Consider the following 13,681-nt stretch of genomic DNA (forward strand, 5'->3'; position numbering starts at 1 on the left):
AAAAGGCGCGCCGCGTGAACCCACGCGGCACGGATCAGTCGCGCGACGGCCCGGGGGCGAGTACTTCACGCGAGCCGTTGGTGTTCATGGCGGTCACGACCCCGGCCATTTCCATGGACTCGATCATGCGGGCGGCCCGGTTGTAGCCGATCTTCAGCTTGCGTTGTACCGCGGAAATCGACGCCCGGCGGCTTTCCAGCACGAACTGCACGGCTTCGTCGTAGAGCGCGTCGGTTTCGGCGTCGTCGCCGTCACCACCACCGCTGCAGCCGTCGAAGCCGCTGCCGGCTTCTTCGACACCATTGAGGATATCGTCGTTGTATTCCGGCGCGCCGCGCAGTTTCCAGGCCTCCACCACCCGGTGGACCTCATCGTCGGACACGAAGGCGCCATGCACGCGAATCGGCAAGCTGGTGCCCGGCGGCATGTAGAGCATGTCACCGTGACCGAGCAATTGCTCGGCGCCACCCTGGTCGATGATGGTCCGCGAGTCGATCTTGCTCGACACCTGGAACGCCATGCGGGTCGGGATGTTGGCCTTGATCAGGCCGGTGATCACGTCCACCGACGGCCGCTGGGTCGCGAGGATCAGGTGGATGCCGGCGGCCCGGGCCTTCTGGGCGATACGGGCGATCAGTTCCTCGACCTTCTTGCCGACGATCATCATCATGTCGGCGAATTCGTCGACCACCACGACGATGGTCGGCAGCTTCACCAACAACGGCGCTTCATCGTGGATGCTTTCGCGGTTGTACAGCGGGTCGGTCAGCGGCGTGCCGGCGTCCTGGGCTTCCTTGACCTTGTGGTTGAAACCCGACAGGTTACGCACGCCCATCTTGGCCATCAGCTTGTAGCGCCGCTCCATCTCGGCGACGCTCCAGCGCAGGGCGTTGGCGGCGTCCTTCATGTCGGTGACCACCGGGCAGAGCAGGTGCGGAATACCCTCGTAGATCGACAACTCGAGCATTTTCGGGTCGATCATGATCAGTTTGGCGTCTTCCGGGCCGGACTTGAACAGGATCGACAGGATCATCGCGTTGACACCCACCGACTTACCGGAACCGGTGGTACCGGCCACCAGCAGGTGCGGCATCTTCGCCAGATCGGTGATGACCGGCTTGCCGCCGATATCGTGCCCCAGGGCCAGTGTGACCGGGGATTTGGCGTCGTCGTATTCCGGGGTCGACAGCACCTCGGAGAAACGCACGATCTGGCGGTCCTCGTTGGGGATCTCGATGCCCACGGTGGTCTTGCCGGGGATGACTTCCACCACCCGCACGCTGGTCACCGCCAGCGAACGCGCCAGGTCCTTGGCCAGGTTGGAGATCCGGCTGACCTTCACCCCCGCCGCCGGCTGGATCTCGTAACGGGTGATCACCGGGCCCGGGTGGATGGAGTCCACCGAGACTTCAACGCCGAATTCCTTGAGCTTGATTTCCAGCAGGTGACCGACGGCCGCCAGGGATTCCGGCGAGTAGTTGAGCTGCTTCTTTTCCGCCGGGTCGAGGATCGAGATCGGCGGCAAGGTGCCTTCCACCGCGCTGTCGACAAACAACGGCGCCTGTTTCTCTTTCTCCACGCGCTTGCTCGGCTGCGCCGGTTTCACCGGGGCCGGGGCAATCACCGGCGGGATCTGCTTCTCGCGCTCGGACATGTGCTTGCTCAGGGCCTGCTCGCGCTCGATCAGGCGCTCCTTGACCTTGGCCTGCTCGCGCTTGTCGGGAACGCTCGGCGCCACCACGTCGTGAACGCGGTCGTCGACTTCACGCAGTTGCGCCACCAGTTGCTTGCGCTCGACCCGGGCCGACCACCAGCGATTCAGCGCGCCCTGGAACAGTTCGAACAGGTCCAGGGTGATCTTGCCGGTGACGTCCATGACCTTGAACCAGGACAGGTCGGTGAACACCGTCAGGCCGAACAGGAACAGGGCAATGAACAACAGCGTGCTGCCCTGGATATTCAGGGCGTTTTTCGCCAGGTTGCCGAGGCTTTCGCCCAGGGCCCCACCGGCGCCGGCAGGCAGGCCGAAGGGCTGATGGAAATGGATATGGGCCAGCGCGGCCCCGGACAGCACCAGGAACACCAGGCCGATCAGCCGCCAGGAAAACAGCCAGCCGCTCCATTGCCAGGGTTCATGGCGCTGGCGAAAGATCTGGTAGGTCTTGATCGCCAGCAACAAGGGGAATACGTAGGCGAAATAACCCAGCACCATGAACAGGATGTCGGCGCTGTAGGAACCCGCCGGACCGCCGAAGTTCTGTACGTTATCGATCTTGCTGTTGTGGCTCCAGCCCGGGTCGTCCTTGCCATAGGTCAGCAAGGCCATCATCAGGAACAGGCACAACGCGCCGATAGCGATCAGCGCACCTTCCTTGAGGCGATAGTGCAGCTGCTGCCGCCAGAGCGGAACGACTGCTTTAGAGGGTGTGGCGGTGGATTTCTTCAAAATGATTCACTGTTTCATTACATAACCGGCATTGTACGGATTTGTCCGCCCGATGCCACGCTGTCACCGCATGGGTGTAGCATAACCGACAGCACTTTTCACGCGGTTCAATTTGAGCACGCATTCTCTTTTGTGACAAAGGCTTATGAGGTGTTTTATGAGCGCAACCAAGCATTCACGCCTGATCATCCTGGGTTCCGGCCCTGCCGGTTACAGTGCGGCGGTTTATGCCGCCCGCGCCAATCTCAAGCCTTTGGTCATTACCGGCCTGCAAGCCGGCGGTCAATTGACCACCACCACCGAAGTCGACAACTGGCCTGGCGACGTCGAAGGCCTGACCGGCCCGGTGCTGATGGAGCGCATGCAGAAACATGCCGAGCGTTTCGACACCGAGATCGTCTATGACCACATTCACACCGCCAAGTTGCAGCAGCGCCCGTTTATCCTCGAGGGCGACAGCGCCATCTACACCTGCGACGCCTTGATTATCGCCACCGGTGCCTCGGCGCAGTACCTCGGCCTGCCATCCGAGGAGGCGTTTGCCGGCAAGGGCGTCTCGGCCTGCGCCACCTGTGACGGGTTCTTCTACCGCAACCAGGTGGTGGCGGTGGTCGGCGGCGGCAATACCGCAGTGGAGGAAGCCCTGTACCTGGCCAATATCGCCAAGGAAGTGCACCTGGTGCATCGCCGCGACAAGCTTCGCGCGGAGAAGATCCTCCAGGACAAGCTGTTCGAGAAGGCGGCCAACGGCAATATCCGCCTGCACTGGAACGAGAACCTGGATGAGGTGCTCGGCGATACCAGCGGCGTCACCGGCGCCCGCCTGCGTCACAGCGACACCGGCGCGACCCGCGAACTGCAACTGGCCGGGGTGTTTATCGCCATCGGTCACAAGCCCAATACCGATCTGTTCGAGGGCCAGTTGAGCATGCATAACGGTTACCTGCGGGTGCACGGTGGCAGCGAGGGCAATGCCACGGCGACGGATATCCCCGGGGTGTTCGCCGCCGGCGATGTCGCCGACCACGTCTATCGCCAGGCCATTACCTCGGCCGGCGCCGGCTGCATGGCGGCACTGGACGCCGAGAAATTCCTCGACGATAACTAAACCTCATGGGAGCCGGCTTGCCGGCGATTGCGATGCAACCCTCACCATCGTCATCGCCGGCAAGCCAGCTCCTACAGGTCGCGTAGCGCCTACAGGTCGCGTAGCGCCTACAGGTCGCGTAGCGCCTACAAGACCGCCCTCCCCTCCTCCTGCTCAAGCCTGAATGCCATGCTGACCTGGTTACAACGCAATTCCCTGACTTTCCCGCCCCTGGCCAAGGCCATGCGCGAACCCAACGGCCTGCTGGCCGCCGGCGGCGACCTGTCCGCCGATCGGCTGATCCAGGCCTACCGCCATGGCTGCTTTCCCTGGTTTTCCGAAGGCCAGCCGATCCTCTGGTGGTCGCCGGACCCACGCACCGTGCTGTTTCCCGACGAATTGCACGTCTCCCGCAGCCTGAACAAGCTGTTGCGCCAACAACGCTACCAGGTCACCTTCGATCGCGATTTCGCCGCTGTGATCCGCGCCTGCGCCGCCCCGCGGGCCTATGCCGACGGCACCTGGATCACCGAAGCCATGCAAAACGCCTATCTGCAATTGCACGAGCGCGGTTTTGCCCACTCGGTCGAGGTCTGGGATAACGATGAGCTGGTGGGCGGCCTCTACGGCCTGGCAATGGGCCAGTTGTTTTTCGGCGAATCCATGTTCAGCCGCGCCGACAACGCCTCGAAATTCGGCTTTGTCACCCTGGTCCGCCACCTCAAGGCCTCGGGTTTCGTCCTGATCGACTGCCAGATGCCCACCGAGCACCTGCACAGCCTCGGCGCCCGGGCGATTCCCCGCGACGACTTCGCCCGCTACCTGGGCGAACACCTGGACCGCCCCAACAGCGCGAACTGGCTGCCTTGACCCGTCACGATCAGGTAACCTTCACACAGCGCCTAGGCGTCTTTTCCCAGGCTGGCTTACACTTGATTGAACGCAATTGAAAGCTTATTCCGAGGGTCGATCATGACCGAGCTGGCGCGCTTGAAGTTTTATGCCACTCAACCCCACTCTTGCAGTTACCTGCCCGATGAGCAGGCGACCACGCTGTTCCTCGACCCTAGCCAGCCCATGGATGTGCATGTCTACGCAGACCTGTCGGAAATGGGCTTTCGTCGTAGCGGCGACCACCTGTACCGGCCCCACTGCCAGAACTGCAACGCCTGCGTACCGGCGCGGATTCCCGTGGCGCAATTCCAGCCCGATCGCCAGCAGAAACGCATTTTCAAGCGCAACGCCGACCTCAAGGTCAGGGCCGTCAAGCCAGGATTCAGCGAGGAATACTTCGACCTGTACCAGCGCTATATCGAACAACGGCATGCCGATGGCGACATGTTCCCGCCCAGTCGCGACCAGTTTTCCACTTTCCTGGTACGCGACCTGCCGTTCTCGCGCTTCTATGAGTTCCGCCTGGAGGGGCGCCTGCTGGCCGTGGCCGTCACCGACCTGCTGCCCAACGGCCTGTCGGCGGTCTACACCTTCTACGAGCCCGCTGAGGAGCGTCGCAGCCTGGGGCGCTACGCTATCCTCTGGCAGATCGGCGAAGCGCAGCGGCTGGGGCTGGAGGCGGTCTACCTCGGCTATTGGATCAAGAACTGCAAGAAGATGAACTACAAGACCCAATATCGGCCGATCGAACTGCTGATCAACCAGCGCTGGGTCACCCTCAGCTAGGTCGCCGGCGGCGGCGCAATTGAACTGTATTTCCCTGGCCGGCACTAACCCCTTGGCGTGAACCCCCTTTTTCGGGCACAATGCACGCCGCTTTTGCCTGGCGCAGTTGCACCGGGCCATTCACTGGACACCGAGGGCTTTACTGCATGTCGAAAGAAGACAGCTTCGAAATGGAAGGCACTGTCGTCGACACCCTGCCGAATACCATGTTTCGCGTGGAATTGGAAAATGGGCACGTCGTAACCGCGCATATCTCCGGAAAGATGCGCAAGAACTACATTCGTATTCTCACCGGTGACAAAGTGCGCGTCGAGCTGACGCCCTACGACTTGAGCAAAGGGCGCATCACCTACCGCGCCCGCTAAGCAAGTCGATACAAAAACGCCCGGTACTGCCGGGCGTTTTTGTTTGTGTGGCGAGCGGGCTTGCCCGCGCTGGGCCGCGAAGCGGCCCTAAAACCGGCTAATCCGGTACACCAGGTAGACTGAGGTGGTCGGTTTTGCGACTGCTGCGCAGCCGAGCGCGGGCAAGCCCGCTCGCCACACAAGACAGCAGACACAACAAAGGCGCCTTCTGGCGCCTTTGTTGTGTTTTGCAGGCCTACATCAAGCCATTTCAGCCGTGGTTTCGAACTCGAAGGTCAGCTCGCCGTCCTTGATGTCGATGTGCACCACACCGCCATGGTCGGACAACTCGCCGAACAGGATCTCTTCGGCCAATGGCCGCTTGATCTTGTCCTGGATCAGACGCGCCATTGGGCGTGCACCCATCGCCGCGTCGTAACCGCTCTCTGCCAGCCAGCTGCGGGCCGCATCGGTAACCTCCAGCTGCACACGCTTGTCTTCCAGTTGCGCCTGAAGTTCGGTAAGGAACTTGTCCACCACGCTCTTGATAACCTCATGACTGAGGCGACCAAACTGGATAATGGTGTCCAGACGGTTGCGGAACTCCGGCGTGAAGCTCTTCTTGATCACTTCCATGGCATCGGAAGAGTGATCCTGGTGCGCGAAGCCAATCGACGCACGCGCCGCAGTCTCGGCACCGGCGTTGGTGGTCATGATCACGATCACGTTGCGGAAGTCCGCCTTGCGCCCGTTGTTGTCGGTCAGGGTCCCGTGATCCATCACCTGCAACAGCAGGTTGAAGACTTCCGGGTGGGCCTTCTCGATTTCATCGAGCAGCAGCACGCAATGCGGTTGCTTGGTGATGGCCTCGGTCAGCAGGCCGCCCTGGTCGAAACCGACATACCCCGGAGGCGCGCCGATCAGACGGGAGACGGTGTGCCGCTCCATGTACTCGGACATGTCGAAGCGCACCAGCTCGATCCCCATCGCCTTGGCCAGTTGCCGCGCCGCTTCGGTCTTGCCGACGCCGGTAGGACCGGCGAACAGGAACGAACCGACGGGTTTGTCCGGCGATTTCAAGCCGGCACGGGACAGCTTGATGGCGGTCGACAGCGAGTCGATGGCCGCGTCCTGACCGAATACGGTCAGTTTCAGGTCACGCTCCAGGTTACGCAGCAGTTCCTTGTCGGAGCTGGTGACGTGTTTTGGCGGAATCCGCGCGATCTTCGCCACGATGTCCTCGACCTGCGCGACCTCGATGCGCTTGACGCGCTTCTCGATCGGTTGCAGGCGCTGGTAGGCCCCGGCCTCGTCGATCACGTCGATGGCCTTGTCCGGCATGTGCCGATCATTGATATAACGCGACGCCAGTTCGGCGGCGGCGCGCAAGGCCTCGTCGCTGTACTCGATATTGTGGTGCTGCTCGAAACGCCCTTTCAGGCCGCGCAGGATACCGATGGTGTCTTCCACCGACGGCTCGGACACATCGACCTTCTGGAAGCGCCGCGCCAAGGCCCGGTCCTTCTCGAAGATGCCGCGAAATTCCTGGAAGGTGGTCGAACCGATGCAGCGGATATCCCCCGAGGAGAGCAATGGCTTGAGCAGGTTCGAGGCATCCATGACGCCGCCGGAAGCGGCACCGGCACCGATGATGGTGTGGATTTCGTCGATGAACAGGATCGCCTGCGGACGTTTTTTCAGCTCGCCGAGCAACGCCTTGAAGCGCTTCTCGAAATCGCCGCGGTACTTGGTACCGGCCAGCAAGGCACCGAGGTCGAGGGAATAGACCACGCTATTGGCCAGCAGGTCCGGCACCTGGTTGTCGACGATGCGCTTGGCCAGGCCTTCGGCGATGGCCGTCTTGCCCACGCCCGCCTCACCCACCAGCAGCGGGTTGTTCTTGCGCCGACGCGCGAGGATCTGCGCCACGCGCTCGACTTCCAGCTCGCGCCCGACCAGCGGATCGATACGACCCTGGCGCGCCAGTTCGTTCAGATTGCTGGCGTATGCGTCCAGCGGATTGCCTGAAGATGAAGACTCACCGCCCTCTTCGTCCTGCATATCTTGCTCGCCTTCGGAGTGATCGCCGTGCCCGGGTACCTTGGAGATGCCATGGGCGATGTAGTTGACGACATCGATACGTGCCACGCTTTGTTGCTTGAGCAGGAAGACCGCCTGGCTTTCCTGCTCGCTGAAGATCGCGACCAGCACGTTGGCGCCCGTCACTTCACGCTTACCGGAACTCTGCACATGGAAGACCGCACGTTGCAGGACACGCTGGAAGCCCAGGGTCGGCTGGGTTTCGCGATCCTCGTCGTGGACGGGGATCAGCGGCGTGGTGGAGTCGATGAACTCCTGCAGGTCGTGCTTGAGTTTATCGAGATTGGCGCCACAGGCACGCAGGACGGTGGCGGCAGCCTCATTATCCAAAAGGGCCAGCAGCAGGTGCTCGACGGTCATGAATTCATGACGCTTCGAGCGAGCCTCCTTGAAGGCAAGATTGAGGGTGACTTCGAGTTCGCGGTTTAACATAGTTCACCTCATACCCAAGTGGTCGGCATTAACCGTCCTTCTCGATTTCACAGAGTAGCGGATGCTGGCTTTCCCTGGCGTACTGGTTGACCTGCATGGCCTTGGTCTCAGCGATGTCGCGGGTAAACACGCCACATACTGCCCGTCCTTCTGTGTGGACGGCCAGCATGACCTTGGTCGCCAGCTCGCGATTCAGGTTAAAAAACACCTCGAGCACTTCGACGACGAAATCCATCGGTGTGTAGTCATCGTTGAACAAAACCACCTTGTACATCGGTGGCGCCTGCAACGCGGGCTTGGATTCCTGTACTGCAATACCCGCGGAATCGTCGTCGTGGGAATCCGGGCGATCCTGATTGAATGTTAGTCGAATCTGGCTGATTGCATGCATGGAAAGAAAGGTTCGTCAGTTGAGCAATTGCAGTGATGGGGACGCGGAGGACAGATTTCAATACTGACCGCCAGGTCACCTTGACTATCGGCAAAACGGTGTTACAACCAATAGAGCCCACATTGGGCAATAAAGGTCCATACCGTCAACCGTTTTTCTGGTTCACGCAGTGAAGGATGAACTGGATGATACTCCAGTGATGGGGACGCTTGCAGAGGGATATGAGCATGCTGAGTGGTAAAGTCAAGTGGTTCAACAATGCCAAGGGCTACGGCTTCATCATTGAAGAAGGCAAGACTGAAGATCTGTTCGCCCATTACTCGGCCATCCAGATGGATGGCTATAAAACCCTTAAGGCTGGCCAGGCAGTAAGCTTTGAGATCATCCAGGGCCCGAAGGGGCTGCACGCGGTCAAAATCCGGCAACTCGTGAGCGCCGCGACGCCCGCGACAAAACCTCAAAACACCGAGGCGCAAGCCCCCGCGGAAACGTCCAGAGCCTGAAAGCAGAAGCTTTCAGCTAACGAAAACGCCCGAGCCAATCACTTGGCCCGGGCGTTTTCGTTGACTGTCGATCGACCTACATGTGCTTGATCAGCGCATCGCCAAAGCCGGAAGACGACACCAGCGTCGCACCGTCCATCAGACGCTCGAAATCGTAAGTCACGGTTTTCGCGCCGATGGCGCCATTGGTACCCTTGATGATCAGGTCGGCCGCCTCGATCCAGCCCATGTGCCGCAGCATCATTTCCGCGGAAAGGATCAGCGAACCGGGGTTGACCTGATCCTTGCCGGCGTACTTGGGCGCGGTACCGTGGGTTGCCTCGAACATTGCCACGGTGTCGGACAGGTTGGCCCCCGGGGCGATACCGATACCACCGACTTCAGCGGCCAGGGCGTCGGACAAGTAGTCACCATTGAGGTTCAGGGTCGCGATCACGTCGTACTCGGCCGGACGCAGCAAAATCTGCTGGAGCATGGCATCGGCGATGGCGTCCTTGACCACCACGTTGCGGCCGGTCTTCGGGTTCTTGAACTGCATCCACGGACCGCCGTCGAGCAGGGTCGCGCCGAACTCCTCGGCCGCCACTTCGTAGGCCCATTCCTTGAAGGCGCCCTCGGTGAACTTCATGATGTTGCCTTTGTGCACGATGGTCAGCGATTTGCGATCGTTATCGACGACATATTGCAGGGCCTTGCGCGCCAGGCGCTGGGTACCCTCTTTCGACACCGGCTTGATACCGATCCCGCAGTCCTGGTCGAAACGGATCTTGGTCACGCCCATTTCTTCTTTCAGAAACTTGATGATCTTGGTCGCTTCCGGCGAGCCGGCTTTCCACTCGATACCGGCATAGATGTCTTCGGAATTCTCGCGGAAGATGGTCATGTCGACATCGCCGGGCTTCTTGACCGGGCTCGGTACGCCTTCGAACCAGCGCACCGGACGCAGGCAGACATACAGGTCGAGCTGCTGACGCAAGGCCACGTTCAGCGAGCGGATCCCACCACCCACCGGCGTGGTCAGCGGGCCCTTGATGGAGACAACATAGTCCTTGACCGCATCCAGGGTTTCCTGGGGCAGCCAGGTATCCTGGTCATAGACCTGGGTGGCTTTCTCGCCGGCGAAGACTTCCATCCAGGAGATCTTGCGCTTGCCGCCGTAGGCCTTGTGCACCGCGGCATCGACGACCTTGATCATCACCGGGCTGATATCGACGCCAATACCATCGCCTTCGATGAAGGGGATGATCGGGTTGTCAGGAACATTGAGAGAATGGTCTGCATTGACGGTGATTTTGTCGCCGACTGCCGGAACCTGAATCTTCTTGTATCCCATGTTGAACTCCATCTATGGATTGAACATCTGGCTGCGTTCGAGCGTACCCCAGGCGCTTGCGCGTGGGAACCTCACACCCGACTCATCTGCCGCGAAAAACAGTGAATTCGCGGCCTACAAGCTTGAAAGCAAAGGTAAAAGCGCCAAAGTCGAGCACTGCTTGCGACACCTCGCCACAGGGCGCCCTGCGACCTTTAGACCAATGGACGAGTGTAGTCGCTTATGAAGCATCGGCGTTTTGCCAGCAACCTATGTATAATCGCGCCGCTGACCATGGAGTCACGACGGCCGACCTCTCTACAACGAGACTTTCCGCCTGAAAAAGCCGGGTTGTTATCGCAATCCGACCGCTTGACGCTCGACTGATGCACCCAACATCACCGCGCGCGAAGAAACCTCGACATTCGGCTCATGGATGACTTTTGAACGAACGCGCTTACCCGGCGCATCTCGAGTTTCTGCGCATGCTTTAGCAAAGAAGAGAGTTAATCCGAATATGCCCAACCGTTCGAAGATCATCTACACCTTCACCGACGAAGCCCCTGCCCTCGCCACTTATTCACTGCTGCCTATCGTAGAGGCCTTTACCGCTTCGGCTGATATCGCCGTGGAAACCCGCGATATCTCGCTGGCCGGTCGCATTCTCGCAAGCTTCCCCGAACAACTGGGCGCCAAGGCCGTGCCGGATCACCTCGCCGAACTGGGCGAGCTGGCCATCACCCCTGAAGCCAACATCATCAAGCTGCCGAACATCAGCGCCTCGGTTCCACAACTGCAGGCCGCGATCAAGGAACTGCAAGCCCAGGGCTTCAACATCCCGGACTACCCGGAAACCGTCAGCAACGACGCCGAGAAAGACGCCCGCGCCCGTTACGACAAGATCAAGGGCAGTGCCGTGAACCCGGTCCTGCGCGAAGGCAACTCCGACCGCCGCGCCCCGCTGTCGGTCAAGAACTATGCGCGCAAGCACCCGCACAAGATGGGCGCCTGGGCTGCCGACTCCAAGTCCCACGTGGCCTACATGAGCAACGGCGACTTCTACGGCAGCGAAAAAGCCGCGCTGATCGACACCGCCGGCAGCGTCAAGATCGAACTGATCGCCCAGGACGGCACTACCAGCGTGCTGAAAGAGAAAACCAGCGTACAAGCCGGTGAGATCCTCGACTGCGCGGTGCTGAGCAAGAACGCCCTGCGCAGCTTTATCGCCGCTGAAATCGAAGACGCCAAGAAACAAGGCGTACTGTTCTCGGTGCACCTGAAAGCCACCATGATGAAGGTCTCCGACCCGATCATGTTCGGCCAGATCGTTGCCGAGTTCTACAAGGATGCCCTGGCCAAGCACGCGCAAGTGCTGGAGCAGATCGGCTTCAACCTGAACAACGGCATCGGCGACCTGTACGCCCGCATCAAGGCCCTGCCGGCCGAGCAGCAGGCGCAGATCGAAGCGGACATCCAGGCGGTCTACGCCGTTCGTCCAGCGCTGGCCATGGTCAACTCCGACAAGGGCATCACCAACCTGCACGTGCCGAGCGACGTCATCGTCGACGCCTCGATGCCAGCCATGATCCGTGACTCCGGCAAGATGTGGGGCGCCGACGGCCAACTGCACGACACCAAGGCGGTGATCCCGGATCGCTGCTACGCCACCATCTACCAGGCGGTGATCGAAGACTGCAAGCAACACGGTGCCTTCGATCCGACCACCATGGGCAGCGTGCCGAACGTCGGCCTGATGGCGAAGAAAGCCGAAGAGTACGGTTCCCACGACAAGACCTTCCAGATCAAGACCGACGGCGTGGTTCGGGTTTCCGACAACAGCGGTCGTACCCTGCTGGAACAAACCGTGGAAGCCGGCGACATTTTCCGTATGTGCCAGGCCAAGGACGCACCGATCCAGGACTGGGTCAAACTGGCCGTCAACCGTGCCCGCGCCAGCAATACTCCGGCGATCTTCTGGCTCGACCCGATGCGCGCCCATGATGGCGTGGTGATCGAGAAGGTCCAGACCTACCTCAAGGACCACGACACCACCGGCCTGGACATCCAGATCATGTCGCCGGTCGAGGCGATGAAAGTCACCCTGGCCCGCACCCGCGCCGGCAAGGACACCATCTCGGTCACCGGTAACGTGCTGCGCGACTACCTGACCGACCTGTTCCCGATCATGGAACTGGGTACCAGCGCCAAGATGCTGTCGATCGTGCCGCTGATGAACGGCGGTGGCCTGTTCGAAACCGGCGCCGGCGGCTCGGCACCGAAGCACGTGCAGCAACTGGTGGAAGAGAACTTCCTGCGCTGGGATTCCCTGGGTGAGTTCCTGGCCCTGGCCGCCTCCCTTGAGCACCTGGGCGTGACCTACAACAACCCGAAAGCCCTGGTGCTGTCGAAGACCCTGGACCAGGCCACCGGCCAGTTCCTCGACAACAACAAGTCGCCATCGCGTAAAGTCGGCAATATCGACAACCGCGGCAGCCACTTCTACCTGGCGCTGTACTGGGCCCAGGCCCTGGCCGCCCAGAACGAAGACACTGCGCTGCAAGGCCAGTTCACCCAGCTGGCCAAGACCCTGGCCGAGAACGAGGCGACCATCGTTGCCGAGCTCAACGCCGTACAAGGCAAGCCAGTGGACATCGGCGGCTACTACCACGCCGACGCCAAGCTGATCAGCAAGGCCATGCGTCCGAGCGCGACCTTCAACGCGGCGATTGCCGCGCTGGTGTAAGCGCTCAGGAAACATCACAAACCCCGGCCCAGTGCCGGGGTTTGTGTTTGTGGCCCAAGCATTCATCGCCCCGTGAATACAAATCCCGTGGGAGCCGGCTCCCACACGGGACCGCGCTAGCCCTATGATGCCCTCATGGTCAAAGAGAGCCCCACCCTATGAAATGGCAACCCCATATCACCGTCGCCACCGTCGTCGAAGACAACGGTCGTTTCCTGCTGGTCGAAGAGCTGCAAGACGGACAGACGGTCTTCAACCAGCCCGCCGGCCATCTGGACCCCGATGAAACCCTGATCCAAGCCGCCATCCGTGAAACCCTCGAGGAAACCGGCTGGGACGTCGAACTAACCGGCGTCGTCGGCATCTACCTGTATACCGCCCCGAGCAACGGCGTGACCTACCAGCGCGTCTGCTTTGCCGGCAAAGCGCTGCAACAGCGCCCGGACTACCCACTCGACCACGGCATCATCGGTCCGCGCTGGCTGACCCGCGACGAATTGCTGGCCCTGCGCCCGCAATGGCGCAGCGAGCTGATCATCCGCTGCCTGGACGATTATTTGGCCGGCCCACTGCACAGTCTCGAGCTGATCCGCCCTTCTCTTTAGCCTTGCGGGCCCGGGCCTGTTAGAATCGCGTCCTTTTT

11 protein-coding genes are annotated in these 13,681 nt (G+C 60.9%); 7 read left to right on the forward strand and 4 right to left on the reverse strand.

Annotation, left to right across the window (positions count from 1 at the left end; translation table 11 throughout):
- Positions 1-34 precede the first annotated feature (34 nt).
- The gene (locus tag M5B96_RS27055; protein WP_248800035.1) at positions 35-2,446 is read right to left on the reverse strand and encodes a DNA translocase FtsK; all 2,412 of its coding nucleotides are present in this window, start codon (positions 2,444-2,446) and stop codon (positions 35-37) included.
- Between the two features lie 157 nt (positions 2,447-2,603).
- Here M5B96_RS27055 and trxB point away from each other — a divergent pair, with 157 nt between their 5' ends.
- The 4 genes from trxB (at position 2,604) to infA (ending at position 5,578) form a co-directional block, all read left to right on the forward strand.
- On the forward strand, positions 2,604-3,554 hold the full coding sequence (gene trxB, locus M5B96_RS27060) for a thioredoxin-disulfide reductase (RefSeq protein ID WP_248800036.1): 951 nt from the start codon (positions 2,604-2,606) through the stop codon (positions 3,552-3,554).
- 168 nt (positions 3,555-3,722) lie between these two features.
- Positions 3,723-4,403 carry a leucyl/phenylalanyl-tRNA--protein transferase gene (aat, locus tag M5B96_RS27065; RefSeq protein WP_248800037.1) on the forward strand — a complete coding sequence of 227 codons (681 nt, stop codon included), beginning with the start codon at positions 3,723-3,725 and terminating at the stop codon, positions 4,401-4,403.
- Positions 4,404-4,505: 102 nt separating this feature from the next.
- Complete coding sequence (locus M5B96_RS27070; RefSeq protein ID WP_248800038.1) at positions 4,506-5,213, forward strand: arginyltransferase; 708 nt, start codon at positions 4,506-4,508, stop codon at positions 5,211-5,213.
- Between the two features lie 146 nt (positions 5,214-5,359).
- Complete coding sequence (gene infA / locus M5B96_RS27075; RefSeq protein WP_002553999.1) at positions 5,360-5,578, forward strand: translation initiation factor IF-1; 219 nt, start codon at positions 5,360-5,362, stop codon at positions 5,576-5,578.
- Positions 5,579-5,818: 240 nt separating this feature from the next.
- On the opposite strand, the gene clpA is transcribed toward infA, so the two are convergent.
- Complete coding sequence (gene clpA / locus M5B96_RS27080) at positions 5,819-8,089, reverse strand: ATP-dependent Clp protease ATP-binding subunit ClpA (RefSeq protein ID WP_248800039.1); 2,271 nt, start codon at positions 8,087-8,089, stop codon at positions 5,819-5,821.
- A gap of 28 nt (positions 8,090-8,117) precedes the next feature.
- Positions 8,118-8,480: an ATP-dependent Clp protease adapter ClpS gene (gene clpS / locus M5B96_RS27085; RefSeq protein WP_040069302.1), complete on the reverse strand. Its 363-nt coding sequence runs from the start codon at positions 8,478-8,480 to the stop codon at positions 8,118-8,120.
- 227 nt (positions 8,481-8,707) lie between these two features.
- On the opposite strand from clpS, the gene cspD reads away from it, so the two are divergent.
- Positions 8,708-8,983: a cold shock domain-containing protein CspD gene (gene cspD, locus M5B96_RS27090; RefSeq protein ID WP_318654861.1), complete on the forward strand. Its 276-nt coding sequence runs from the start codon at positions 8,708-8,710 to the stop codon at positions 8,981-8,983.
- A 76-nt stretch (positions 8,984-9,059) separates the two neighbouring features.
- On the opposite strand, the gene icd is transcribed toward cspD, so the two are convergent.
- The gene (gene icd / locus M5B96_RS27095; RefSeq protein ID WP_248800040.1) at positions 9,060-10,316 is read right to left on the reverse strand and encodes an NADP-dependent isocitrate dehydrogenase; all 1,257 of its coding nucleotides are present in this window, start codon (positions 10,314-10,316) and stop codon (positions 9,060-9,062) included.
- 496 nt (positions 10,317-10,812) lie between these two features.
- Between icd and M5B96_RS27100 the strand changes: the two genes are divergently transcribed.
- Positions 10,813-13,038, forward strand: coding sequence for an NADP-dependent isocitrate dehydrogenase (locus M5B96_RS27100; protein WP_248800041.1), 2,226 nt, complete (start codon positions 10,813-10,815; stop codon positions 13,036-13,038).
- A 158-nt stretch (positions 13,039-13,196) separates the two neighbouring features.
- Positions 13,197-13,643: an NUDIX hydrolase gene (locus M5B96_RS27105; protein WP_248800042.1), complete on the forward strand. Its 447-nt coding sequence runs from the start codon at positions 13,197-13,199 to the stop codon at positions 13,641-13,643.
- The last annotated feature ends 38 nt before the right edge of the window (positions 13,644-13,681 follow it).

Source organism: Pseudomonas sp. MWU13-2105, from assembly GCF_023242315.1.
GTDB lineage: Bacteria > Pseudomonadota > Gammaproteobacteria > Pseudomonadales > Pseudomonadaceae > Aquipseudomonas.

What these genes read in the sequence shown, in the direction of transcription:
- trxB (WP_248800036.1), top strand. Translation starts at nt 2,604, where the DNA reads ATGAGCGCAACCAAGCATTCACGCCTGATCATCCTGGGTTCCGGCCCT.
- aat (WP_248800037.1), top strand. Translation starts at nt 3,723, where the DNA reads ATGCTGACCTGGTTACAACGCAATTCCCTGACTTTCCCGCCCCTGGCC.
- M5B96_RS27070 (WP_248800038.1), top strand. Translation starts at nt 4,506, where the DNA reads ATGACCGAGCTGGCGCGCTTGAAGTTTTATGCCACTCAACCCCACTCT.
- infA (WP_002553999.1), top strand. Translation starts at nt 5,360, where the DNA reads ATGTCGAAAGAAGACAGCTTCGAAATGGAAGGCACTGTCGTCGACACC.
- clpA (WP_248800039.1), bottom strand. Translation starts at nt 8,089, where the DNA reads ATGTTAAACCGCGAACTCGAAGTCACCCTCAATCTTGCCTTCAAGGAG.
- clpS (WP_040069302.1), bottom strand. Translation starts at nt 8,480, where the DNA reads ATGCATGCAATCAGCCAGATTCGACTAACATTCAATCAGGATCGCCCG.
- cspD (WP_318654861.1), top strand. Translation starts at nt 8,708, where the DNA reads ATGCTGAGTGGTAAAGTCAAGTGGTTCAACAATGCCAAGGGCTACGGC.
- icd (WP_248800040.1), bottom strand. Translation starts at nt 10,316, where the DNA reads ATGGGATACAAGAAGATTCAGGTTCCGGCAGTCGGCGACAAAATCACC.
- M5B96_RS27100 (WP_248800041.1), top strand. Translation starts at nt 10,813, where the DNA reads ATGCCCAACCGTTCGAAGATCATCTACACCTTCACCGACGAAGCCCCT.
- M5B96_RS27105 (WP_248800042.1), top strand. Translation starts at nt 13,197, where the DNA reads ATGAAATGGCAACCCCATATCACCGTCGCCACCGTCGTCGAAGACAAC.